Below are 23,822 nucleotides of genomic sequence, written 5' to 3'. Positions count from 1 at the left end.
ACGTGAGTTGGCCTGGGTATCAAAACGATCCAAGTGGCCAGCACAATCTCGCCAAGGATCAGACTCAGGATCGTGGGCTTTCCTGGAGGTTGCTCCTAAGAAGAAGGCAGGGCCAACAAAGGTTCCTGAGGCTGCTCACTGAGAGAGCGAAAAGTCACCCGCACCTCGCGCTCATCCACCCAAGCGGCAATCAAACGGCTGGGCAGCAAGTCAAAATAAGCATTGCGAAAGCTCACCGGTGCGCCAATATCAAACTCGATTTCATCCACCGGCATCTCCTCCAGCTGGATGGACTCTGGCGGTATGCGGCTATGCTTAAAGCGATCGGCCAGCACCCAAAGAGGAATACCCGCATCACGGGCAGCTAAGGCCAGTAGATGGCTTCCTGCTTTGGTGACCGCACTGCCATCACGCAGTAGGCTATCGGCACCAATGATCACCTTGTCTGCCTCCAGCACACTCAGTGCCATCTGGGCATCAGTGATAAATTGGGTTGGAATGTCCAGCTTTTGCAGAAAACGCGCCAGACGTCGCCCTTCCATACCCGGGCGCGATTCAGTAATGATCGCCTGCACAGGAATTTGATCCGCATGGCAGGCAGCAAACAGCGCCATCACACTGCTACTGCAACTATGTGTCATCAAGGTCATGCCGGGGCGGATCTCGTTAATACAAAGATTGACCAGCTGACGGTTGGCCTGCTCCAGCTCATCAATAACCTGCTCTGCCAGCTGACGGGCCAGCTGCCGCGCTTCTGGCAGCGTTTGATCGGCCAGCGCAGGCAAAACACAGCGCCAGCGCTCCAGCACGTTAGAAACCACCACTCGGCTCGGGCGAGCCTGCGCCAGCTGCAGCGCCAAGTCATCCAGCTCATCGATCAGTTCACCCGCATCGGCGGCATCGCAAGCCAAGGCATAATCAATTAAATCTTCCAATGCCTTGCGTGCCAAAATACGTGCACTACTGTTCACATCTTCTTGCACGGCACGCAAGCGACGGCGCTTAAAATCAGCATTGTGGCTCATCGATATCTCCTGCTATCAAGGCTGGCCTGAATGGACGCGGCACTGGCGCAATAAAAAGGCCTGTTGACGCTGGCGTTGGGCTTCTTCTGACGAGATATCCAGCATCCAGGCACCCCCTAGGGCCAAGACAGAAGGCAAGGCAAACCAATCAGCCAGATCCGTCGCTTGTAACCCACCTGTTGGCACCACCCGTAACTCGGGAAAGGGCGCTTGGAGTGCGCGCAGATAATCAGGCCCACCCAAAGCACGCGCTGGAAAGAGCTTGACGCAGTGATAGCCAGCGGCCAAGGCTTGCATGGCCTCCCCCGCAGTGGCGATACCGGGCAGCAGCTGAATATGCTCGTCTTGCGCTTGACGCGCTAAGTGCGGACACCAGCCAGGTGAGACAGCAAAGCGTATACCCAGCTCACGCAGGCGCTTGAGCTGGCTGAGCTGACGAACACTCCCTGCTACCAGCGTCATTCCCTGCTCCTTCAGCGCCGTCAAGACCGACCAGGCCGCCTCATGGCGCAGTGTGACTTCAACCACGCCATAGCCTGCCGACTGAAGCCGCTCTGCCTGCGCCTGAATGCCCTCAGTCGAACAAGGGCTCCAGACGGGCAGCAAGGGTTCTTGCTCCAGCAGAGAACCCCAGTCAAAGGGCGAAATCGAGGCCATCATTTACTCCTTGATAAACTGCTGCACCTGCTGATAAAAAAGCTCAGCCTGCTCCGCGTGTAGCCAATGCCCTGCATCGAGATCAGCCACTTGCAACTGAGGAAAGGCCGCTCGAAAATCAGGCAGATAAGCTTCGACAACATAATCTGAGCGCGTGCCGCGCAGCGCCAGGGTGGGGCCAGTAAAGCTCAGCGACTCAGCCATCGCCGGTGGTGCATCGATAATCGATGCATAATCACGATCGATTTCTTCCAGGCCAATGCGCAACACCAAGCCTTCTTCAGCACGCACCAGATTGGTGAGCAAAAACAAGCGTGTCTGCACATCATCAACATAATCAGCCAAGAGCTGATCTGCTTGACGTCTTTCATGCCAAGGCGACTGAGCATGCAGCGCGCGCAGACCCTGCAAGATTTCTGCATGCGAATGTTGATAAGCCACTGGCGCGATATCCGCCACGATCAGTTTTTTGACGCGAGAGGGATAGCGTAGCGCAAATTCCATCGCCAGCTTGCCGCCCATGGAATGCCCAAGCAGATTCACCTGCTCAAGATCCAGGCTGTCCATCCAGTACAAAAGATCTTCAGCCTGTAGGCTATAGTTCATCCCCAGCGCATGAAAACTCCGCCCATGATTGCGCAAATCCAGACAATAAACAGCACAGGTATCGCTCCAGCGCCGCGCCAAGCCGCGCCAGTTATCGGCACTACCAAATAATCCATGCATCACCACAAGCGGTTCGCCTTCACCATAACGCTGGTAGGCCAAAGTATTCATATGCACTCCTTGAAGAAAAAAAGCAGATCACCAGACGGATCTTGATCCACAGGATTATGCCAATAAGCAGGCGGCTCGGCTAGGCGCGATGACAAGACCTTAGCCCAAGGCCAGCCACTCAAGGCATGACAAGCGCCTGTCTGCTTTGCGCTGACTCAACAGCATAAAAAAACCGGCCCCAAGAGCCGGTTGAGATCACGCGAGCCTGCCACCAATAGAAATGGCTAGGCCTGAGGTGAGGTTGCCAAGGCGGCTTCTTCGCGCAGCAAGCGCTTTTGCAACCAAGCCAAGACCAACCCATAGGCAGGCAAGAAGAACAGGAGGCTAATGCCCAGCTTGAAGACATAGTCCACCAGAGCAATCTCCGGCCAATGCACGGCCATAAACGCATCTGGGCTGGCATAAAAAGCCACGGAGAAGAACACCAACGTATCCACACCATTACCGACAATCGTTGATGCAGCGGGGGCAATCCACCAGTGCTGCATTGCACGCAGGCGATCAAAGACACGAATATCAAGCAGCTGGCCAAAGGCATAGGCCATAAAACTGGCCAACGCAATTCGGGCCACAAACAGATTAAATTCAGCCAGGTTCTGCACGCCAGTAAACTCACCTGCGGCAAAGATCACCGACACCACATAAGAAATCAGCAGCGCAGGGAACATCACAGCAAAGATAATACGCCGCGCAAGCTGACGACCAAACACACGCACAGTCAAATCAGTTGCGAGAAAGATAAAGGGAAAACTAAACGCCCCCCAGGTGGTATGAAAACCAAAAATTTCAAAGGGGAACTGCACCAGATAGTTACTGGCAGCGATAATCAGCACATGAAAGGAAGCGAGATAAACCAAGGCCTTGAAGTAGCCTTGCGAATTGAGCGTCAGCATGGGTGGTCCTTTTTATTAAGCAGGGGGCGAGGGAACCCTGATGAATGAAGCGGCGCATTATAAGCAAGCCACCTCAAAATAAAAAGCCCCCTGATTAAGAGGGCTCTCTTGCTGATCCATCACCCGCTCCAGCCGATGATGGATGCGTGACGACTTAAACCAAGCCCTGTTGCTTCATCACGCTTTCGATTTCATCCAGACTGGAAGGATCATCGATCGTGGAGGGCACTTGATACTCCTTACCATCCGCAATGCTGCGCAATAGCTTACGCAGTATCTTGCCAGAACGGGTTTTGGGCAAACGATCGACAACCAGCGTTTGGCGATAGCAGGCAATGGCACCAATTTCTTTACGCACCATCGCTGCGAGTTCTGCCTCCAGTTCAGCGGGATCACCCTCCCAACCATCCTTGGTGATCACCAGGCCGACAGGCAGCTGGCCTTTTAGCTCATCGGCGATCCCGATGACCGCGCATTCAGCCACACCCGGATGCGAGGCAACGATTTCTTCCATCTCGCCAGTGGAGAGACGATGCCCTGCCACGTTAATCACATCATCGGTGCGCCCCATAATAAACAGATAACCATCTTCATCAAACTTACCGCCATCACCCGTCAGGTAATAGCCGGGGAAGGCCGCCATATAAGAGCTATGATAACGCTGATGATCACCCCAGATGCTGACCAAGCAACCAGGTGGCATCGGTAGTTTAATCACCACGCTGCCTTCTTCATCGGCTTCCGCCGGCTGCCCCTGGCCATCGAGAATCTGCACGTTAAACCCAGGCGTTGGATAGGTCGCCGATCCAGCCTTGGGGGCCACTGGCTCTAGGCCCATCATATTACCGGCAATCGCCCAACCTGTTTCGGTTTGCCACCAGTGATCAATCACAGGCACCGGCAGCAGTTCGTTGAGCCAATGATAAGTCGGTGGATCTAGGCGCTCGCCCGCCAAGAAGAGGGTTTTCAAGCTAGAAATATCATACTGGGCCAGCAGCTTGCCTTCTGGGTCTTCTTTTTTGACTGCGCGAAAGGCCGTTGGGGCCGTAAAAAAGGCGGCGATCTTATAATCTTGAATCAAACGCCAGAAAGCACCCGCATCCGGCGTTTTAACCGGCTTGCCTTCATAAACAATCGTGGTGCAACCTGCCAGCAAAGGTGCGTAAACGATATACGAGTGCCCCACCACCCAACCGACATCAGAAGCGGCCAGAAAGACCTCGCCTGGCTCCACATTGTAAACGGTCTTCATACTGTATTTGAGCGCCACAGCATGGCCACCATGATCACGCACCACGCCCTTGGGCTTACCTGTGGTGCCAGAGGTATAGAGGATATACAGCGGATCAGTCGCCTTGACTGGCACTGGATCAACAGGGTCAGCTTGGATCACGCTCTCCCAATCATGATCGCGACCACTGATCAGCGCACAAGTCTGCTGTGGACGCTGCAAAATCACCGTCGCTTCGGGTTGGTGGTGCGCCAGACTGATAGCCTCATCAAGCAAGCCCTTATAAGGAATGACTTTATTCACCTCGATGCCGCAAGAGGCAGAGACGATCACCTTCGGCTGCGCATCATCGATCCGCACCGCCAACTCATGCGGCGCAAAACCACCAAACACCACCGAATGCACCGCCCCTAAACGCGCACAGGCATAGATGGCAATCAAGGCCTCGGGCACCATCGGCATATAAATCACCACCCGATCTCCCTTCTCGACCCCAAGACGACGCAGGCCGCCAGCAAACTGCGCCACCTGATCACGCATTTGGCGATAGGTGAGCTGGGTGCGGGTATCCGTGACAGGGGAGTCATAAATCACCGCAGGCTGTTCAGCACGACCGTTTTCGACATGATAATCCAAGGCGCAATAGCTGGTGTTCAGCTCACCATCGACAAACCAGCGCCAAGTGCCCTGCTCATCCTGCTCAAGAATCCGCTCTGGCGCTTTAAACCAAGGAAGGTGTGCGGCCTGTTCACGCCAAAAGGCCTCTGGCTGCGCAATGGAGCGCTGATATTCTGCTTGATAGCTCATGTTCTGCCTCTGTGAGTCTTTATTTTATCGATCAACCCCTGCGACAACTTGCCGCAAGTGTCGACACTTATCGTCATTGCTTAGCGGGTTACTCTAAAGCAAGCCAAGGCAATTGAAACTAATACCAAAGCCGCAAAGCCTATAGACTTAAGCCTAAGCAGTTGTCATGTAGGTCTGCTGACTCATTTTTACCGGCATCCAAGCAGAACATAAAAAACAAGATTGCTGACAATCCTCTTTTTTTATGTTTCAACCCTCGACATCACTGACCTAAGTCAGCAAAAATAGTCATCTTAATCTGACTTACAAAGTCGCCTTGGTTTCACTTAATATATTGATATCACTATGAATAAAGCTACTCATCTACCCCAAGAGCAAACCAGCGGCCTCACGGATGAACTGCGCGCGAATGCCCAACAGGCGACTCGCCTTTTGAAAGCCCTAGCCAATGAAAATCGGCTTATGATTCTCTGCCATCTCGATGGACGTGAACTCTCTGTTACCGAACTGAACCAGTGCCTCGATCTTAGCCAATCGGCCTTATCTCAGCATCTTGCGGTGCTCAGACGCGATAATCTGGTGTCAACACGCCGCGAATCTCAAACCATCTACTACTCCCTCAAAGGAGAAGAAGCCAAGCGCATCATCAGCACCTTGCATGATATGTATTGCCGCAGCTAAGTCTGCTTGACGCCTTCTGTTCTTGATCAGCAGGCCAGTCAGCGCACACTCAAGAAAACTCTGGCTGTCATGGCGAGAGTTTTTTTGTTTTAACACTTGATTGAAACATTCGTTTGAAATATCCTCTTCTACACATCGACACAAGTGACCCACCACCATGGTACTTGTGCTTCACAGCTGAAAGTAAAACAAGAGGATAGACTCATGGCCGACCTGAATAGCGTTATCGAAGGCTTGAAAGACAAGTTCAATGCAAGCGCCGCTGCTGGTATGGAAGATATCTTCCAATTCAATATCGAAGATGGCGATAACTACCACATCATCATCAAAGATGGCAGCTGTGCAATCAACCAAGGCGACCACGCTGATCCTTCTGTGACCCTGATCATGAACCAGGAAACACTGAAAGATGTACTGACTGGCGAACAAGACGGCATGCAAGCCTTTATGGCTGGCAAACTGCGCGCAGAAGGCGACATGATGCTGGCAACCAAGCTCTCTGCCTTATTCCCAGTTTAAGATTTTGGCCCTGCCTCCCCTGCGGGGCCACTGACTTGTATCACCCTGCAATGTGACCTTTTGGCAGCCCTGAGCTGCCTTTTTTATTGTGCCTTTTACTCCACTCCTGCATCAGGCTAGAATCCCTCCGATAAAACTGGCATAATTTTATGCTAATAAAGTGCCTACTCCTGTGACTCTCTTTTCTATTTTCTTGTGGCGATCCACTCGCTGACCACCAACGGACCTGATTTTGATCCTCCGACTCCTGCAACGCACCCGCTCTTTACGCTGGCTTTTTTTGATCTCGATTATGCTCAGTAGCACGCTGGTTTTTCTGGGTGCAACAGGGATCTCTTCTTTGCTCTATGAGCGCTTACTGGCTGAGCAGGCGTTGATGCTGACCCAGCAGCTAGATCCACCACAGCAACTCCCTGTCATCGAAATCAGTGCTGCTGTTCGACTGGCTTATATTCTCACTTTTGTGCTGCTCTCTTGTATTGTGCTGGCGCTGGCTGCCTGGCTGGCCCACTGGCTGATGAATCGGCTGCAACAGGGACTCGATCGCTTTCAACAAAAGGTCGCGCAGATTCAATCTAGCCGCGACTTGGCGCACTTTAACGCGCAACCTGAGACGCTGAGCTTTAAAGAGCTGGAACCGGCCTTCGCCAGTATTAACCAGCTCACACGCCAGCTTGACTCGATTCTCGTGGATAAAAAGCTGCTCGAAAAAGCCATCAATCAGGTCGATCAAGAAAATGAAATGGCGGCCAATATCCTCTATGGTCATCTGCTGGTCAAAAGTGCTGATCCGCTGACCAGCGTCACATACAGGATTCGCTCGTCCACCAACTTTAGTGGCGATCTGGTGCTGGTTAAAAAATCTCCCAGCGGTCAGGTGTTTATTCTGCTCGCTGATGCAACAGGACACGGTCTTGCCGCCACCATTACCATCATGCCAGTGATGTCGGTTTTTGATTCGATGGTCAGCAAAGGGCATCAACTGCCGGCCATTGTCAGTGAGATGAATAAGCGTCTGCTGCAGGACTTACCGGATGACCGCTTTGTGGCAGCAACTCTGATCGAGATTAACCTGCAACGTGGTGAAATGAGTGTCTGGAATGGCGCCATGCCACCCAGTTTTTATTTGAATGCGCAAGGGCAGATTCTCCATAGCTTTTGCTCGCGCAATATGGCACTTGGCATTCTTGATCCAGACGTATTCAATAGCAGCCCCGAGCGCTATCCTCTGCCGCAAAAGGGTTACCTCTTGAGCTATAGCGATGGTTTGATTGAGCAACCCAATCAACAAGAGCAGCTTTTTGGTCAGCAGCGGCTCAAAGACCTGCTCGCCTGCACAGCTGGTGAACATTGGATCGAGGCCATCTTTGATGAAGTGGCAGCCCATGCACAGGCACTAGAGCTGCTGGATGATGTTTCCGTCTGTCAGATCGATTTTGCACAACTGAGCCGCGAGGTGCCGCTGCTGCTCAGAAAAAGCCAGCTTCAAAGTCTGCATCAGGATCAGGAACAGCCATTAAGCAGCCCTTTTGAGTGGAAGTTGCGTCTTCAAGGTGAGCAGCTATCACGCCAGACTCTGCCAGCCCTCTGTCATGATCTGCTGCATAATCTCGGCATGGGCAAGGAGCTCGCCAGTCGCGCCTACTCCTGCCTGCTGTACTTTAGTCAAATCGTTCTAGACCAGCTCTTGCTGAAACTCGACCCCAAGCTGGCCTTAGTGGATTACTACCAACAAAAATCAGCCGCACTCAAAAAACTGAGTGCCGCTGATTTTATCGAACTTCAACTTGAAGGACGGCTTGCGCCAGAGGCTCAATTGGTCATCCGCATCCAGGCCAGCCAAGGCGGCCGCGTCCGTTCACTGACGCCCCCCCTGCCCTTGCAACCAGCCGATCAGATCTCACCCACAGAGCAAGGTGTGCTGATTCAGCTCAGTGGCAACAGGCCGCTTCACCACTCATCAGCACAGCCTGAAAACGCCTTCACCCTAGAATAGATCGACTTCGCCCACTTCTGGCTTGTACTCGACCTGTTTCAAGTAACGGCTTTCGCGCTCGATCAGCGTGTTGTTATGCAGGCTGTTGATCTTCTTCAGCATGACACGCCCAGTGCGTGGAAAAAAATGCACCTTGCGCGGATAGGTATTCAGCACATCCTGCGCCGCAACGGGGATGCCCTCATCACGCAGATGCTGCATCACAAAGCGCACATTACGCTCGCCAACATTGGCAAAACTAAAATCTTTAATAACGCGACCACCACCAAACACCTTGGCTTCAAGCCTTTTTCTTTGTGCACCAAGCTTTAAAAGATGGTTCACCAACAGCTCCATCGCATAAACACCATAGCGCGCAGATTCAGTCAGTGGAGAAGCATCAGCAGAGCGGTCTTCTGGCAGCAGAAAGTGGTTTAACCCGCCGATGCCTGAAGAGCGATCGCGCAAACACACGGCGACACAGGATCCGAGCACTGTGACGACCATTTCTTCACCCTGGGTCGCATAGTACTCACCTGGCAAAACCTTCACTGCTTCAGTCTCGAAATGACGATCATAATAGTGAGAGAGCGCAAAGTGCTTGTCTATCTCCATGCTAGCCTACCCGAGCGCAAGCTTTACGCCCACCCTGCTCAAACGTGAGTTGTGTTGTCAGGCTCTTCACCAGCTGAAGACCTCGCCCAGACAAGGCATCCTGTGGCTGGGCCAGCACCGCTTCTGCATCAAAGCCAGCGCCACTTTGTTCAACCTCAATTTCTAAATAGGCCTGCTGCTGATCCCTGACCCAGGCCAGAGAAAGGCGCAGCTGATCCTGTGCAGTCAGCTGATTCAACCTTTCCAAACGCTGAATATAGTAGTGAGAAAAGCCATCCAGATCATTCTTTAAACTCGAAGACAAACCCAGGATACCGTGATCGATCGCATTATTGACCAGCTCACTGATCACCGTAAAAGCACGCTGACAAAAGGGCTGATTCAAGCCAAAACCTTGCAGCATATCGTTACACAGAGCTGGCAGCTCCTGATCACCTATCTGTCGCCCTTGCAAGGTCAACGACCAGACAAAGGGATCGATACGCTGCCGTTGCTGTGTCTGCTGATCCATCTCTTGTTGCTGCTGCACAAAATGCGCCAGCTCACCAAAATGAAGATAAAAGAGCGAAACATCATCATCAAAATGCGGCAGACCAGAAAATTCTTTTAAATCAGCAATCAAGCTACTCATCATGCTATGACGCGAACAGCCCGCCAAACGCTGCTGCAAGCGCGACTGAGCAAAGCTCTCCCCCTGTGCATTACACTGCTCCAGCAGGCCATCACTACAACCAAAAATCCCGCCACTTTTCGGCAGAGGAAAGCGATCTACCGCTGAATCAAAATCAGCATTACTGAGCACCCCTAGCGCCATAAAGCGTGATGGATAGCTAGCTTCTACCTGCCCTTGCTCAGACAACAAATAGATCGGCGGCATGCCACCATTCCACAAGCTCACCTGATCATGGAGCAGATCCACCTCGATCAAACTGGCCGCCACAAAGCGATCAGGGGGGAGCTTATAGTTCAGCTTACGGTTCATCTCGCGCACGATCATCGGCAGGGCATAGCCCTTATCCACCATGCTGTGAAAAATATCGACCAACGGCAGCAGAGTCACTGTCGCAGATAAGCCATGTCCCATCGCATCCGCATGCAACACAAAAGTGCTGCCAGAAGGCGAGCTTTTGGCCAGCACCAGATCACCGCAAAAATCAGAACTGGAGTGAATATAGCGATTAAAACCCAGCAGGTGATCCGAGACCTGATCCAGCAAATTATTGTAAAAGAGATAGGAGGCCATCTCGGCTTCACGATGGCTATGCTCTAATAGGCGCTCAAGATACTGACTTTGCTGATTCAGCTGACGACCCAAACACACTCGCTCGGCCAAAGAGCGCGCCTTCAGCAGCAAATGCGAGGCCAAAATCGGCTTATGCAGCACATCATCGATACCGAAAAAGGTGCAACGTAGATAAAGTGCTTCATCTGGCTGAGATTCCGTCAGTAACAACACTGGAATACGACCAAAAGCAGGATGATGGGGCAAGGTTGCCAAGAGTTGGCGTAGCTGAACCTCCTCTAACGCTTGATCAATAATCAGCAAATCGGCTGTTTGCTGCTCAAGCAAGGTCACTGTGTGCGACCAGCCACAAGTGCGTAAAGCAAAATGGGGCGTCAAGGCATGCAGATAGTCCGCATTCGGCTGCTCGGTAATAATCAGAACCGAATAGACCAGATCAGTATCAGTCATGAATTTCTATAAACTGGGCAATATTGGCGACCTTAAGAATATCCTTGGCCGTCCCATGAGCATGTTGAATGATGACTTTACGCTGCACTGCCTTGGCCTTTTTTTGCAGGTAGATCACCATCCCCAACGCCGCGCTATCGAGATAATGCACGGTTGAGAAGTCCAGCGCGATCACGGTGACTTCTGGGTCCTTCAATAACTGGTCTGTCTGAGCGTTAAAGTTCTTATGACAGGAAAAGTCGAATTTTTCAGGTACACGTAATACTTTTTGTGTCATGGGTATTCTCACAGGAAATTAGAAAAGATCGATATCGCCACTGCTCATCGAGCTACTCGACACAGGGTTGGATTTACGCGCTTCACGCGCACGACTAAAGGCTTCAACACTCTGACGCAGTGCCTCGTGGAAGCGATGGGGATCATCTGCACCCTGCCTGAGTGCCTCGACCAGCAAGAGAAGATGCTGCTGTTCTGCCACCGTATGCTGAATCGTCTGCGAACTCATATCCTCAAACTGCATGGCACGCATGGCATCATATAGAGCGCTTTCCAAACCTTGTGAGAGCTGTTCCAGCTCCTGAGTCACCAGCTGATCACTTTGTGATTTGCTCATCAGCAGCTGGATCGCGCCTTCCACTTCTTTTTTGGCATGCAGAATAAAACTCATATCCTGTGAGGCGATTTTACCCACATCCTTCACCAGAGTTTCAATGCGGCGATTCATGGCATTCAGATTATCTTGAATGGTACGGCTGAACTCTGAGGAGCGCCCTGAGAGGGTGCGCACTTCATCGGCCACCACCGCAAAGCCTCGCCCATGCTCACCGGCACGCGCAGCCTCAATGGCTGCATTCAAGGCCAGCAAATTGGTTTGCTCGGCAATATTGTCGATATCATCTAAGGCCCGCATCAATTCCGGCATCCCTTCAGATAACTCGGAAACACGATCGAGCATTTCCATCAGGTCTGCGCTGGTCTGAACAGAGCTTTCAACAAAGTTATTCAGTGTTTTCATCGTGTCTTCGGCAAAGTTGCTCATCTGTTTATGAGCTGAATTCTGTGCCTGGGCATCCGACTGATGACTTTCACTGCTGCCATACAACAAGCTATGCACTAGACTCTGCTGCTGATCAAGATCAGACTTGAGTGCATTAAAAGCCTGACCAAGAGTCGCCAAGGCATCACTTTGCATAGATTGCAACGCATCCATATCGTGCAAGGACTCTTTCACCACTTCAGAAATCGTCTGCCCTACCTGATGATAGTCTTCCTGCAAGTCCACCTCAGAAATACCGATCACCTGTTTTTCCGGTATTCTCTGTGTTTGGACCTCTTCAGAAACGCAAGACAAGGCCTGTCCAAACAGTCCCCCTGCAAAAAGACCGAGAAGAGCCATCAACCAACCCGCCGCCTGCTGCATGCCTAGCCAAATCAGCAGGACCAGCAGCGCCATCGAGAGTCCAAGCAGTATCTTATTGACCTTCATATCCATACCTTCCTTTTAGACCCGGTTCATTCTTTGTCCAACCCGCTCGATGACCGCTGTGGCAAGCTGATTCAAAGGCAGTACCCGATCAACACCACCCGCTGCAATCGCTTCTTTGGGCATCCCAAAAACAATACAACTGGCCTCATCCTGCGCTAAAGTATAGGCACCCGCCTGATGCATTTGCAAAAGCCCTTGCGCGCCATCCCGCCCCATCCCAGTCATAATGACACCGATGGCATTTTGCGCGACCACCTGTGCCGCTGAGGCAAAGAGCACATCAACAGCAGGACGATGCCGGTTCACCAGCGGCGCATCGCTTAAACAAGTCAGATAATTGGCGCCACTGCGCTGAATAGACAGATGCTGGTTACCGGGCGCAATATACACATGACCAGGCAGCACCCGCTCACGATGCTCTGCTTCTTTAACGCGCAAAGAGCAGAGGCTATCCAAGCGCTCGGCGAAGGTACGCGTAAAGTTTTCAGGCATATGCTGAGTAATCAGAATACCCGGCATGTCGGCAGGCAAATCGATCAGAAACTCCTTAATGGCTTCTGTACCGCCTGTCGAAGCACCAACAAAAATCAGCTGCTCGGTTGAACGGTAGCCTAACTGAGGACGTGGTGATGAGGCAGGTGCTTTATGGTACTGAGAGCCCACCTTAGCCTGAGCACAGATGCGAATTTTTTCAGCGATCTGCTCTGCATAGGCTGTCAAACCTGAGGCAATATCAATCTTCGGTTTGGCGATATAATCCACAGCACCCAGTTCCAGCGCACGCAGCGTGACCTCAGAGCCCTGCTCAGTCAGTGATGACACCATCAATACCGGCATCGGGCGTAAGCGCATCAAGCGCTCAAGAAAATCCAGGCCATCCATGCGCGGCATCTCAACATCCAAAGTCAATACATCCGGGTTATGGCGCTTAATTAACTCGCGCGCGACCAACGGATCTGGCGCTGTATCGACAACACACAGATCAGGTTGATCATTAATAATTTTAGTCAGTAGCTGGCGAATCAAAGCCGAGTCATCGACGACAAGGACACGCGTTTTATTTTTGCTTTTCATTCGCTAAACAACTCGATATTCCCTGAAATATGAACCTGGAGCAATTGCTCACAATAGGCCGCCTCACGCTCAAAAATAGTATTATTATTCAATCTTTTAAGCTTTTTGACCAGCACCCGCCCTGTAGCGGGGAAAAAATAGATCTTTTGTGGGTAGGGACCAAGCAGACTTTCACTGATCAGCGGGATCTGCTCTGCTGCCAAATAACTGCGCATAAAGTCGACATTGCGCTGCCCGATCATTTGGCTGTCTGGTGCGGCCAACACATCACCACCACCAAAGGCTTTGGCCTGCAAGCGCTCGCGCACTGCCCCACGCTTAATCAACTGATTGACTAGAATTTCAAGCGCATAACCACCATACACCAGCCCTTGGTCAATCAATTTAGGGGCCCCAAAATCCAGTGGACACATAAAATGCGTCATGCCACCTAGGTTCAAGTGTGGATCACGCAAACACACCGCAACACAGCTACCTAACACTGTCACCAGCATTTTATCCTGCCCAGTGACATAGTACTGACCTGGCAGGAGCTTCACGGCTGGCTGGTCAAAATACGGGTCGTGATAAGTGGTCGGCGTCAGTATATGCGCTTCTGGCTGTCCATCCACACGCGCGCTCCAACTAGAGTCCTGCACGCACTGGTGCAAACACAGTTTTACCCTTGAGCTTGAACAAATCAGCCGCATGCTGGAAGCTTTCTGAGTGCCCAGCATAGAGCAAACCCTGCTCAGTCAACAGGGGATGAAAGCGCTGTAATACCTGATACTGCGTTGGCTTATCAAAATAAATCATGACGTTACGGCAGAAAATCGCATCATAAGGCCCTTTCAGCGGCCACTGGGGCGCGAGAAGATTCAACGTATTAAATTGCACCAACTGGGCGAGCTGTTCACGCACCTTGACCTTGCCAAGACGGGAGCCTTTGCCCTTCACAAAGAAGGTTTTGATGCGCTCTTTCTCGAGCTTACTGATTCGATCCGCTTCATAGATGCCCTGTTGAGCATGACGCAGCACTTGCGTATCCACATCAGTCGCCAAAATCTTCACTGGGGGCGTCCAGCTGCCAAAGGCTTCAACTGCTGTCATCGCCAAAGAGTAGGCCTCTTCACCTGTGGAGCAGGCGCTTGACCAGATCTGAATCGGGCGCTTAAGCCCCACCTCTGCCAACTGCTGTAGCTGCTCACTCAGCAGATCAAAGTGATGCGCCTCACGAAAGAAGGCGGTCAGATTCGTAGTCAGCGCATTAATAAAATCCTGCGCTTCATGCTCTTCCTGCTCTAAATAATGCAGGTATTCTTCAAAGCGGGTTAAACCCAAGCTACGCAAACGACGTGCAATACGGCTATACACCATATCGCGTTTACGGGGGCTTAAGAAAATACCGGCTCGCTTATGGGCAAGAATACGAATCCGATCAAAATCCTTATCTGTAAAATCAAACTCGCGTTGTTTTTCTGTCACTGCGCTCTCGCTCTTAATCTAACAACCTCAGAATTCTTCCCACTCATCGTCCTGATGACGCTGAGGTGCCGGTACGGGGGCTTTTTTGGCTTGGGGCAAGGCGGCTGTCCTCGACTGAGCTGGAGCGGCAGCTGAACGCTGAGCGCGTGACGGCGCAGCAGAGCGCATCTTTGGGGTTGGCGCGAATACCGCAGGTTTTCTTGGTGCAGGTGCGCTGCGCTGAACATCCTGCACTTTGAAGATCGACACAGCTGCTGCGAGGCTTGAGGCCTGCTCCTCCAGTGATTCAGCTGCTGCAGCGGCTTCTTCAACCAGAGCGGCATTCTGCTGTGTCACGCCATCCATTTGCATCACCGCCTGATTAACCTGCTCGATACCTTGGCTTTGCTCATCTGAAGCCGCTGAGATCTCACCCATAATATCGGTCACACGCTGTACCGAAGTGACGATTTCTTCCATCGTTTCACCGGCATCCTTCACAAAACGGCTGCCACGGTCAACGATCTCACCATCAATACGAATCAGCTCTTGAATCTCTTTGGCTGCACTGGCCGAACGCTGCGCTAAGGAGCGCACCTCGCCTGCCACGACAGCAAAACCTCGACCTTGCTCACCCGCCCGCGCCGCCTCCACAGCGGCATTCAGCGCCAGAATATTGGTCTGAAAGGCAATGCCATCTATCACGGAGATAATATGGCTCATCTTCTCGGCGCTGGCCTTGAGTTCATCCATCTCGCTGACAGCCAGACGGACTTTATCACCGCCTGCCGTTGCCACCTGACTGGCACTGGCGCTCAGCTGATTGGCCTGACGGGCATTATCGGCATTTTGGCGCACAGTGGAAGTCAGCTCTTCAAGGCTGGAAGCGGTTTCTTCAAGGCTCGAAGCCTGTTCTTCAGTACGCTGAGATAAGTCTGTATTGCCTGTCGCAATTTCTTGTGCCGCCGTTGTGATGGCATCCACCGAGCCTTTAATCTCTGTGACCAGCTCACGCAGCCGGGTTTGCATCGCATCCAGTGCTTTCAGCACCCGACCAATTTCATCATCGTTATCGATCTGAATGCGATTATTCAGATTACCCTGTGCGATCTGGTCAAAATAAACGACTGCACGCTCTAAGGGACGTGCAATAGCACGAATCAGCAACCAGCCCACCAGGCTGGCCAGCAGGATACCGACAACGATCATGATGATGGCGAGATTTCTTGTGGCCTGATATTCAGCGATGGCTGCACGGTACTCTTGTTCTGCAACCCGTTGCTGTAAATCCATTAAAGCATTTGCAGCCTGATAGGCTTCAGTAAATGCAGGGTTCACAACGCGAACCATATGCATATTGGCAGCCATATAGCGTCCAGCTTCAAAATCCTCTATGGCGGGCAGCAAGCCTTGATCAATAAACTGCTGATTTAAGCGCTCTAACTCTGCGGCCAGCCTAGTCTCTTCCGGCGTCAGGTAGGTCTGAAGGTAGCGTTGCCAAATATCTTGTGCACTTCTTATATTGGCGCGCACACGATCAGTATGCTGCTGTATTGGATGATCATGCAGCACATGCTCATCGAGTCGCGGGTCATGCATTCCCGCCAGCTGCAGTTCAATAATATTACGCTGCATCATCACTTCAATAGCAGCGATTTGATGGCTGGGTATGAGGCGGTCTTCATAGACGGTGGCCAGACGCTGAGAAGCATGATCCATCCCTCTGAGCCCCATCAGGCCCATCACGACCAGCAACAAAGACAAGAAACCGATCACAAAGATCAGGCGTGCTTTGACAGTCAGTTTATTAAGCATGCTTCTGTCCTTTTTAGAGTTAGACTTATACCTGCCAAACCAGCCCACTTTTCTGGCTAAGACCGATCAACAGATGCCGCTGAGTTTAGGCCGAGGCCACGGCATCCACCAGTCCCATTTCTTGGCTGGTCATCAGACGTTCAATATCCACCACGATGACCATGCGCTCTTCCATACTCACCAGCCCTTTGATGTACTGGGTATCCAGCGCAGCACCAAACTCAGGCGCTGGCCGAATCTGCTCAGCATTCAGCGCAACAACATCAGAGACGCCATCGACCACCATGCCCACAACTCGCGCACCCAGATTCAGGATAATCATCACGGTAAACTGATTGTAAGTTGCCTCGCCAACATGAAACTTCAAGCGCATATCAACCACAGGCACGATGACGCCACGCATATTGATCACCCCCTTGATATAGTCGGGTGTATTGGCAATACGCGTGACGCCGTCATAACCACGAATTTCCTGTACCTTCAGAATATCAATGGCATATTCTTCTTCACCAAGCGTGAAGGTGAGAAACTCTTGTTGCCCACTGGCGATAAAATCCTGTTCTTCCATTACTTCACTCATACGTCACCCCAAACTAGCTTGTGCCTGCATCAACGGACGGTTCATCCGTGCGAGTTGCTCTATATCGATAATCAACGCCACACGCCCATCACCCATAATCGTGGCCCCCGAGATCCCTTGGACCTTACGATAGTGGGCCTCTAGGCTTTTGATCACCACCTGCTGCTGCGCAATCAGTTCATCCACAAAAAGTGCTAGTTTGCCTTCAGCACTTTCAACCACCACCAGGATGCCTTCTTCTGGACGCGTCACACGAGATTCCAAGCTAAAGACTTGATACAGCGGCACCAGCGGTAAATACTCACCACGAATATGGACAACACGGCCCTTGCCTGAAACACTCTTGAGCTGACTTGATGTCGGCTGCAGGGATTCGATGATTCTGGTCAGAGGCAGAATAAAGACCTCTTCACCAACTCGCAGCGACATCCCATCCAGAATCGCCAAAGTCAGTGGCAAGCGCAGCCCAAGGCGCGTCCCAACACCTGGCTCGGAATCAATTTCTATCTGGCCTTTCATTTCGGTGATATTGCGCATGACGACATCCATGCCCACGCCGCGCCCTGACACATCGGTGACTTCCTTGGCTGTAGAAAAACCAGCCGCAAAAATCAGTTGCCAGACTTCTTTATCGGTGGGATTTTCGCTCAGTGGGATGCCTTTTTCCTGCGCTTTTTGCAGTAGCTTTTCGCGATTGAGGCCAGCACCATCATCGATCACCTCAACCAAAATACTGCCACCTTGATGGCTGGCACTGAGGGTGATGGTCCCCTGCTCAGGCTTACCCGCCGCCAAGCGGGCTTCAGGTGTTTCGATACCATGATCAATCGAATTACGCACCAAATGGGTCAAGGGATCAGAGAGCTTTTCAATCAAGCCTTTATCCAGCTCGGTTTCTTCTCCAATCATCTTCAGCGCGACCTTCTTCTCCATTTTATGGGCCAGATCGCGGACCACGCGAGGAAAGCGCCCAAAAACAAAGTTGATCGGCAGCATACGGATCGACATCACCGCTTCTTGCAGATCACGCGAATTACGCTCTAAATTGGTGAGGCCATTATGGATGGCTTCATATTCGATGGGATCAAGCGCAGAGGCGGATTGGGCCAGCATTGAGCGAGTAATCACCAGCTCACCGACCAGGTTGATCAGCTGATCCACCTTTTCAACGCCTACACGGATCGAGGTTTCAGCCGGCGCCGCTTTGGCAGGTGCTGCAGTCTTGGCTGGAGAGGCTTTCTTTGGGGCCGAGGTAGCCAAGGCCGCAGGCGGCGACACTTCAGTTTCCGCTGCTGACGATACGGGCAAACTCGCCTCATCGACGAAAAAGCCAAAACCCTGCGCCTCTTCCTGAACCGCCTGTTGTGCGGGCAATTCTGCCTGATCAACAAAAAAACCGAAGCCTTGATCATCCTCTTGTGCGCTTTGCTGCGCGGGGAGTTCCGCCTCATCAACAAAAAAGCCAAAACCCTCTTCTGCTGAGTCTGCTGCACCAGCCGTGACATCATCCAGCGGAGCAAAGAAACCAAAGCTCTCGTCTTCGATGACTTCAGGCAGGATCTGAATCTCCTGCGCCTGACACACATAGCTAAACACTTCTTCTATCGCCGCACGATCTTGTGACGTAGTTAAACGCCAGAGTGCACACCCCTGATTCAGCGGTTCAAGCAATTCAAGCTGACCCAGGGCAGCCAAGTCAGCGTTTAAAGCGTCCCAAGAAGCGCCTTGGGTAAAAATATCTTGCTCTGGAGAGAGGCGCAGCTGCCAGACTTGCTGGGGTAGATCGGATGGAGTGGTTTGGCTTACAGCCGCTGAAGCGGCTTCTCCTGCGGCCAGACCGATCAGGCGTGCTTTCATCTCTTCACGTGGGGCCGCTTCAAACTCGGTTCCTTGTTGATGCGCATCAAGCAAAGAGCCGAGTAAATCACAGCAGCTGAGGAAGGCATCGATCATCTGCTCAGTGGGATCCAACTCTTCCTTGCGCAGACGATCCAGAAGGGTTTCTAGCGCATGAGTCAGATCGGCGATATCAGTAAAACCAAAGGTTCCTGCGCCCCCTTTAATGGAATGCGCCGCACGAAAGATCGCATTCAGATCATCCAGGCTTGGCGCACTCAAATCCAATGCAAGCAAGAGCTGCTCCATCGTCGCCAAGTGTTCATAGGCCTCATCCATGAAGACTTGGTGAAACTGGCTTAGATCGACACTCATCCGTTCAACCTCGTTGATTTAGGGGTGGAATCAGCCTCAGCCGATCACTTTTTTAACAACATCGATCAGCTTTTGTGGATCAAAGGGCTTCACCAGCCAACCTGTCGCGCCAGCAGCACGCCCTTGCTGCTTCATCGCATCGCCTGCTTCGGTGGTCAGCACCAAAATCGGGGTGCGGCTGTAAGCTGGCAGAGTGCGCAGATTTTTGATCAGCGTTAAACCATCCATGTTGGGCATATTCTGATCTGTCAGTACCAAATCAAAACGCCCAGCCTTGGCCTTATCCAACCCCTGTTTACCATCCACGGCTTCCACCACAGTGTAGCCTGCGCCCTTTAAAGTAAAAGACACCATTTGACGAATGGATGCTGAGTCGTCAACTGTGAGTATCGTTTTTGCCATAACCAAATGATCTCCAATGATTTTTTATTGCGGCAAGATGATCCCCTATCTCACCGATAACTGCAAATACTGACGGATCAACTCTGCTCTATCGATGCTGAAACGGTAAAGCTCGCCACAGCTTCACGCAAGGCGACGGCCTGCTCTTCAAGCGACTCAGCGGCGGCAGCAGCTTCTTCGACTAAAGCGGCGTTTTGCTGCGTGACATTATCCATCTGCAGTACAGCTTGATTCACCTGCTCTATACCTTGACTCTGCTCGACTGAGGCCGCCGAAATCTCCGACATAATCTGACTGACCTGCTTCACCGAGCCTAGCGTAGCGGCAATGGTGTCGCCAGTCGCATCGACTAATCCGCGTCCTTGCTCTACCTGCGCAACCGAGGCATCGATCAACTGCTTAATATCTTTGGTCGCTGCAGCCGAGCGCTGAGCCAAAGCACGAACTTCGGCTGCCACTACGGCAAAACCACGGCCTTGCTCGCCAGCACGCGCGGCCTCTACCGCTGCATTTAAGGCCAGAATATTGGTTTGAAAGGCAATGCTATCAATCAAGCTGGTGATATCGGCAATCTTGGCAGAAGAAGAGGAGATGGCTTCCATCATCTGTATCGCCTGTTGTGACTGCTCACCGCCCTTCACTGCATTCTGATGCGCCTGCATCGCCAACTGCTTCGCCTGACCGGCATGCTCAGCGTTATGCTTCACTGTTGCTGTGAGCTCTTCAAGGCTTGAGGCTGTTTCTTCCAAACTCGAGGCCTGCTCCTCGGTGCGCTCTGATAAATCGGCATTGCCTGCCGCAATCTCTTGAGCCGCGATCGTGATGGTGGAGACGGAGGCCTTCACATCCGCCACAACCATCTCTATTTTGCCAACAAAGTGATTGAAGTGCTGTGAGAGTTCGGTAATCTCATCCCGGCCTTGCACAGGCAGCCTCACCGTTAAATCACCATCTCCTTGGCTGATTTCTTCTAGCGTGCGCGCCACTTGCCGCACTGGCCTGATAATGGCCAGGCTCAGCCAGAAAGCAAACACAGCGCCAACCAACGTAAAGATCAAGGTGGTGAGCAAAAGTGTCCATCTCAGTGCCACCAGCCCTGCCAGCACCTCTTCTTCTTGGGCGACCACAGCCAACACCCAGCCGCGTTCAGGCAAGCGCACGGCGCCGACCCATTGACGCCCAGTGTGACCCGTCATCTGCACGACCAGTTGATCTTCTGCCAACAGGCGACGATAAGCCTCTCGGTTCACTTCATCCGTTGCACTGAGCGCCTCCATCGGACGCTCTTGGGCCATCACCCGCTCGCGATCAGGCGAGGCGATCAGCTCACCACGCTGATTCAACATAAAGGCTGAACCTTGCTCACCCAAACCTAAATCATCGGTAATATCACTGAGCAAGGTAGCATCCATCCGAGCAATCAACACCGCCACAACCTCGCCCTGATGCTCAATCGGCGCAGCCAGCATGATCACCGGACGGTTAATGACACGGCTAATCAGCACTTCTGAAATATTGGCCTCTCCAGCAAAAGCGCGCTGTATGTAATCCCGCTGGGCCAGATCGGCGGTGGTGCCATCGGGATAGTGTGCGACACCCTGACGATCGACCCAACCCATACCGAGATAACCCAGGCGCGCCGAGCTGGCCTCCAAAAAGGCCATCTTGCCAGCACTGCCTGCCTCAATCAGCATTTCACGACGGGCCAGCTCGCTTAAACGCCCGAGCTGAGTCTCGATCCGACTTGAAACCAACCGAGCGGCATCCTGTGCCATCAGGGGCAGCGTTTGCTCGACTTGATCGATCAACGCACTCGTGGCCCTTTGTGTGGCCATCCACCCTAGTCCACCCGAGGTCGAGAGCAACAGCAGCAGCAAACCCAGCATTAAGCGCTGGCGCAGACTCAAAGACCAACGCCAAGAAGGCGGCACTGCTTCTAAAGAAGATAAACGCGTCATACTGTCCCCTGTTTGCTATCGACTGGTTGACCTTCATGCGACCTAGGTCGAATAAAATGAGCGCACTATAGCAAAAAAATGAGCGCCCTAGTCAAAAGTCAGATAAAAACAAGGGACTAAGCGATTAAAACTCCTCCCACTCATCTTGATCTTGACGGACTGGAGGAGGCGGGACTTTCTTGGGACGCGCCACGACCGCTGTAGGACGAGGTGCTGTAGCAGGCACAGCTCTCTGGGGTGCGGCTGCGGCTGAAGGCGTGCGCCGTGCCGGGCTCTTGGCCTGTGTTTTAACATCACGGCTGATTTTAAACATCGCCACGGCATCACTCAGGGATTGCGACTGCTCTTCCAAAGACTCAGCCGCTGCCGCCGCTTCTTCAACCAGCGCGGCATTTTGCTGGGTCACATCATCCATCTGGATCACAGCCTGATTGACCTGCTCTATCCCTTGACTTTGCTCATCTGAAGCAGCCGAGATCTCACCCATAAGATCCGTCACACGCTGAACCGAAGCCACAATCTTCTCGATCGTCTCTCCCGTTAAGCGGACCTGATCGCGACCGTGACGCACTGTTTCGACCGAATCAGTAATCAGCTCTTTGATTTCTTTGGCCGCTGCCGCAGAGCGCTGTGCCAACACGCGGACTTCACCCGCCACAACAGCAAAACCTCGCCCTTGCTCACCGGCGCGTGCAGCCTCAACAGCGGCATTCAGCGCCAGAATATTGGTCTGAAAGGCAATGCTATCAATCATGGTGGTGATATCCGCAATCTTGTCCGAGCTGGCGCTGATCTGCTCCATGATCGTCACCACCTTGCGCGCGCCCTCACCCCCTTGAGTGGCAACCTGACTGGCATCTTGCGACAGCTGGTTGGCCTGACGGGCATTATCGGCATTTTGGCGCACCGTCGAGGTCAACTCTTCAAGGCTGGAGGCTGTTTCTTCAAGACTGGAAGCCTGCTCTTCTGTGCGCTGCGAGAGATCGGTATTACCAACCGCAATTTCTTGCGAGGCAAGGGTGATCGCGCCCACAGCTTCTTTAATCTCGGTCACCAAATCTTCAATCTTTTGCACAAAGGTATTAAAGTGCGTGGTCATCGCCGTGACTTCATCGCGCCCATCGGTGTTCAAACGTACTGTCAGATCACCGTCGCCAGAGCTAATTTCTCTCAGTGCTTCGGCTGTCTGACTGATCGGACGGATAATCGAGCGCGCAATCAAGGTGGCAAAAACCAGCATCACCACCAACACAGCCAAGGCAATACCCAGCAAGGTGATCAGGCTATTACGGAACATCTGATCCAGATCATCGATATAAACACCCGTGATCAAAATCCAATCCCATTGGGTGTTGTGGCGCGCAACAGAGAGCTTAGGAATCAGGTCGTCATTGCCGGGACGGTTCCATAGATAAGGCACCACAGAGCTACCCTGCTGCACCGCGCCATCAGCCAGCGCGCGAACAAAATAAGCACCAGTTGGATCTTGAATGCCAAAGGAAGGATTCCCACGTAAGCGGTCGCTAGGATGCACCAGCATGATGCCCTGACGATCAAGCACCCAAATATAATCATCTTCTGGGCCAAAGATCATTGCGCCTAGCGTGGCCGAAGCCCGGCGCTGAGCTTCATTCAGAGACAGCTGACCACGCTGCACCTGTTGCTGGTAAGACGCGATAATACCCTCTGCTGTATCGAGAATATTATTTAGCTCCTGAGTCTTCATCGACTCCATATCGGCATACTGACGATTCATCGCGACCGTCAGTATGACCAGCATACCGATAACCGCGAGCAGGTTGATAATCCAAATACGGTGATTGATCTTCAAGTTTCTTAGCAGCATGTTATTCATCTTTCATCTGGTGAAGATACATTGACGCTCAACGACTTAACCTCTAGTCAATGACGCATCCCTGGCGATTCTATTCAGGTTCAGTATAACGATTTCATGACAACAGCCCAGTTAGCCTTTAGCAC

Annotated in this window: 21 protein-coding genes; 3 read left to right on the top strand and 18 right to left on the bottom strand. The window is 52.3% G+C overall.

Annotation, left to right across the window (positions count from 1 at the left end; translation table 11 throughout):
• Window positions 1-95: 95 nt before the first annotated feature.
• From V6U78_RS10130 to V6U78_RS10110, 5 genes are all read right to left on the bottom strand, one after another.
• Entirely contained in the window at window positions 96-1,025 is a 930-nt protein-coding gene (locus tag V6U78_RS10130) for a translation initiation factor eIF-2B (protein ID WP_405340098.1), read from the bottom strand.
• Between the two features lie 15 nt (window positions 1,026-1,040).
• The gene (locus V6U78_RS10125; protein ID WP_405340095.1) at window positions 1,041-1,682 is read right to left on the bottom strand and encodes a bifunctional 4-hydroxy-2-oxoglutarate aldolase/2-dehydro-3-deoxy-phosphogluconate aldolase; all 642 of its coding nucleotides are present in this window, start codon (window positions 1,680-1,682) and stop codon (window positions 1,041-1,043) included.
• Between the two features lie 3 nt (window positions 1,683-1,685).
• On the bottom strand, window positions 1,686-2,459 hold the full coding sequence (locus tag V6U78_RS10120) for an alpha/beta fold hydrolase (protein WP_405340092.1): 774 nt from the start codon (window positions 2,457-2,459) through the stop codon (window positions 1,686-1,688).
• A 224-nt stretch (window positions 2,460-2,683) separates the two neighbouring features.
• A complete protein-coding gene (locus V6U78_RS10115; protein WP_405340089.1) occupies window positions 2,684-3,352 on the bottom strand; it encodes a 7-cyano-7-deazaguanine/7-aminomethyl-7-deazaguanine transporter in 669 nt (222 codons plus the stop codon).
• A 154-nt stretch (window positions 3,353-3,506) separates the two neighbouring features.
• Window positions 3,507-5,390 carry a propionyl-CoA synthetase gene (locus tag V6U78_RS10110; protein WP_405340086.1) on the bottom strand — a complete coding sequence of 628 codons (1,884 nt, stop codon included), beginning with the start codon at window positions 5,388-5,390 and terminating at the stop codon, window positions 3,507-3,509.
• 345 nt (window positions 5,391-5,735) lie between these two features.
• Between V6U78_RS10110 and V6U78_RS10105 the strand changes: the two genes are divergently transcribed.
• From V6U78_RS10105 to V6U78_RS10095, 3 genes are all read left to right on the top strand, one after another.
• Window positions 5,736-6,071, top strand: a complete 336-nt coding sequence (locus V6U78_RS10105; RefSeq protein ID WP_405340083.1) for an ArsR/SmtB family transcription factor — start codon at window positions 5,736-5,738, stop codon at window positions 6,069-6,071.
• Window positions 6,072-6,275: 204 nt separating this feature from the next.
• Window positions 6,276-6,590 carry an SCP2 sterol-binding domain-containing protein gene (locus tag V6U78_RS10100; protein ID WP_405340080.1) on the top strand — a complete coding sequence of 105 codons (315 nt, stop codon included), beginning with the start codon at window positions 6,276-6,278 and terminating at the stop codon, window positions 6,588-6,590.
• A 232-nt stretch (window positions 6,591-6,822) separates the two neighbouring features.
• Window positions 6,823-8,586: a PP2C family protein-serine/threonine phosphatase gene (locus V6U78_RS10095; RefSeq protein ID WP_405340077.1), complete on the top strand. Its 1,764-nt coding sequence runs from the start codon at window positions 6,823-6,825 to the stop codon at window positions 8,584-8,586.
• On the opposite strand, the gene cheD (V6U78_RS10090) is transcribed toward V6U78_RS10095, so the two are convergent.
• From cheD (V6U78_RS10090) to V6U78_RS10030, 13 genes are all read right to left on the bottom strand, one after another.
• Window positions 8,578-9,180, bottom strand: a complete 603-nt coding sequence (cheD, locus tag V6U78_RS10090) for a chemoreceptor glutamine deamidase CheD (RefSeq protein ID WP_405340074.1) — start codon at window positions 9,178-9,180, stop codon at window positions 8,578-8,580. The two genes, V6U78_RS10095 and cheD (V6U78_RS10090), sit on opposite strands and share 9 nt — an antisense overlap.
• 1 nt (window position 9,181) lies before the next feature.
• On the bottom strand, window positions 9,182-10,873 hold the full coding sequence (locus V6U78_RS10085; protein ID WP_405340071.1) for an ATP-binding SpoIIE family protein phosphatase: 1,692 nt from the start codon (window positions 10,871-10,873) through the stop codon (window positions 9,182-9,184).
• Window positions 10,866-11,150 carry an STAS domain-containing protein gene (locus tag V6U78_RS10080; protein ID WP_405340068.1) on the bottom strand — a complete coding sequence of 95 codons (285 nt, stop codon included), beginning with the start codon at window positions 11,148-11,150 and terminating at the stop codon, window positions 10,866-10,868. The genes V6U78_RS10085 and V6U78_RS10080 overlap by 8 nt, the downstream gene beginning before the upstream one ends.
• An 18-nt stretch (window positions 11,151-11,168) precedes the next feature.
• Window positions 11,169-11,828, bottom strand: a complete 660-nt coding sequence (locus V6U78_RS10075) for a methyl-accepting chemotaxis protein (protein ID WP_405340161.1) — start codon at window positions 11,826-11,828, stop codon at window positions 11,169-11,171.
• A 546-nt stretch (window positions 11,829-12,374) separates the two neighbouring features.
• Window positions 12,375-13,433: a protein-glutamate methylesterase/protein-glutamine glutaminase gene (locus tag V6U78_RS10070; RefSeq protein WP_405340065.1), complete on the bottom strand. Its 1,059-nt coding sequence runs from the start codon at window positions 13,431-13,433 to the stop codon at window positions 12,375-12,377.
• Entirely contained in the window at window positions 13,430-14,071 is a 642-nt protein-coding gene (gene cheD, locus V6U78_RS10065; protein WP_405340062.1) for a chemoreceptor glutamine deamidase CheD, read from the bottom strand. Before cheD (V6U78_RS10065) ends, V6U78_RS10070 begins: the two co-directional genes overlap by 4 nt.
• Entirely contained in the window at window positions 14,058-14,897 is an 840-nt protein-coding gene (locus V6U78_RS10060; protein WP_405340059.1) for a CheR family methyltransferase, read from the bottom strand. The genes cheD (V6U78_RS10065) and V6U78_RS10060 overlap by 14 nt, the downstream gene beginning before the upstream one ends.
• A gap of 27 nt (window positions 14,898-14,924) precedes the next feature.
• Window positions 14,925-16,691, bottom strand: coding sequence for a methyl-accepting chemotaxis protein (locus V6U78_RS10055; RefSeq protein ID WP_405340056.1), 1,767 nt, complete (start codon window positions 16,689-16,691; stop codon window positions 14,925-14,927).
• 85 nt (window positions 16,692-16,776) lie between these two features.
• Window positions 16,777-17,271 (bottom strand): chemotaxis protein CheW, encoded by a 495-nt coding sequence (locus tag V6U78_RS10050; protein ID WP_405340053.1) that lies wholly within the window; start codon window positions 17,269-17,271, stop codon window positions 16,777-16,779.
• Between the two features lie 3 nt (window positions 17,272-17,274).
• Window positions 17,275-19,482: a chemotaxis protein CheW gene (locus V6U78_RS10045; RefSeq protein WP_405340050.1), complete on the bottom strand. Its 2,208-nt coding sequence runs from the start codon at window positions 19,480-19,482 to the stop codon at window positions 17,275-17,277.
• Window positions 19,483-19,518: 36 nt separating this feature from the next.
• Entirely contained in the window at window positions 19,519-19,884 is a 366-nt protein-coding gene (locus tag V6U78_RS10040) for a response regulator (protein WP_405340047.1), read from the bottom strand.
• A 77-nt stretch (window positions 19,885-19,961) separates the two neighbouring features.
• Window positions 19,962-21,842 carry a methyl-accepting chemotaxis protein gene (locus tag V6U78_RS10035; protein WP_405340044.1) on the bottom strand — a complete coding sequence of 627 codons (1,881 nt, stop codon included), beginning with the start codon at window positions 21,840-21,842 and terminating at the stop codon, window positions 19,962-19,964.
• Between the two features lie 124 nt (window positions 21,843-21,966).
• Complete coding sequence (locus V6U78_RS10030; RefSeq protein WP_405340041.1) at window positions 21,967-23,688, bottom strand: methyl-accepting chemotaxis protein; 1,722 nt, start codon at window positions 23,686-23,688, stop codon at window positions 21,967-21,969.
• Between the last annotated feature and the right edge of the window lie 134 nt (window positions 23,689-23,822).

The organism is Marinospirillum alkalitolerans, from assembly GCF_045055655.1.
GTDB lineage: Bacteria > Pseudomonadota > Gammaproteobacteria > Pseudomonadales > Halomonadaceae > Marinospirillum > Marinospirillum alkalitolerans.
Note: the sequence above shows the minus strand (reverse complement) of the source record. Positions and strands in the feature narration are given on the sequence as shown.

What these genes read in the sequence shown, in the direction of transcription:
- V6U78_RS10030 (WP_405340041.1), bottom strand. Translation starts at nt 23,688, where the DNA reads ATGCTGCTAAGAAACTTGAAGATCAATCACCGTATTTGGATTATCAAC.
- V6U78_RS10100 (WP_405340080.1), top strand. Translation starts at nt 6,276, where the DNA reads ATGGCCGACCTGAATAGCGTTATCGAAGGCTTGAAAGACAAGTTCAAT.
- V6U78_RS10120 (WP_405340092.1), bottom strand. Translation starts at nt 2,459, where the DNA reads ATGAATACTTTGGCCTACCAGCGTTATGGTGAAGGCGAACCGCTTGTG.
- V6U78_RS10040 (WP_405340047.1), bottom strand. Translation starts at nt 19,884, where the DNA reads ATGGCAAAAACGATACTCACAGTTGACGACTCAGCATCCATTCGTCAA.
- V6U78_RS10055 (WP_405340056.1), bottom strand. Translation starts at nt 16,691, where the DNA reads ATGCTTAATAAACTGACTGTCAAAGCACGCCTGATCTTTGTGATCGGT.
- V6U78_RS10115 (WP_405340089.1), bottom strand. Translation starts at nt 3,352, where the DNA reads ATGCTGACGCTCAATTCGCAAGGCTACTTCAAGGCCTTGGTTTATCTC.
- V6U78_RS10070 (WP_405340065.1), bottom strand. Translation starts at nt 13,433, where the DNA reads ATGAAAAGCAAAAATAAAACGCGTGTCCTTGTCGTCGATGACTCGGCT.
- V6U78_RS10125 (WP_405340095.1), bottom strand. Translation starts at nt 1,682, where the DNA reads ATGGCCTCGATTTCGCCCTTTGACTGGGGTTCTCTGCTGGAGCAAGAA.
- V6U78_RS10130 (WP_405340098.1), bottom strand. Translation starts at nt 1,025, where the DNA reads ATGAGCCACAATGCTGATTTTAAGCGCCGTCGCTTGCGTGCCGTGCAA.
- V6U78_RS10110 (WP_405340086.1), bottom strand. Translation starts at nt 5,390, where the DNA reads ATGAGCTATCAAGCAGAATATCAGCGCTCCATTGCGCAGCCAGAGGCC.
- cheD (WP_405340074.1), bottom strand. Translation starts at nt 9,180, where the DNA reads ATGGAGATAGACAAGCACTTTGCGCTCTCTCACTATTATGATCGTCAT.
- V6U78_RS10050 (WP_405340053.1), bottom strand. Translation starts at nt 17,271, where the DNA reads ATGAGTGAAGTAATGGAAGAACAGGATTTTATCGCCAGTGGGCAACAA.
- V6U78_RS10085 (WP_405340071.1), bottom strand. Translation starts at nt 10,873, where the DNA reads ATGACTGATACTGATCTGGTCTATTCGGTTCTGATTATTACCGAGCAG.
- V6U78_RS10105 (WP_405340083.1), top strand. Translation starts at nt 5,736, where the DNA reads ATGAATAAAGCTACTCATCTACCCCAAGAGCAAACCAGCGGCCTCACG.
- V6U78_RS10080 (WP_405340068.1), bottom strand. Translation starts at nt 11,150, where the DNA reads ATGACACAAAAAGTATTACGTGTACCTGAAAAATTCGACTTTTCCTGT.
- V6U78_RS10075 (WP_405340161.1), bottom strand. Translation starts at nt 11,828, where the DNA reads ATGCTCGATCGTGTTTCCGAGTTATCTGAAGGGATGCCGGAATTGATG.
- V6U78_RS10045 (WP_405340050.1), bottom strand. Translation starts at nt 19,482, where the DNA reads ATGAGTGTCGATCTAAGCCAGTTTCACCAAGTCTTCATGGATGAGGCC.
- V6U78_RS10035 (WP_405340044.1), bottom strand. Translation starts at nt 21,842, where the DNA reads ATGACGCGTTTATCTTCTTTAGAAGCAGTGCCGCCTTCTTGGCGTTGG.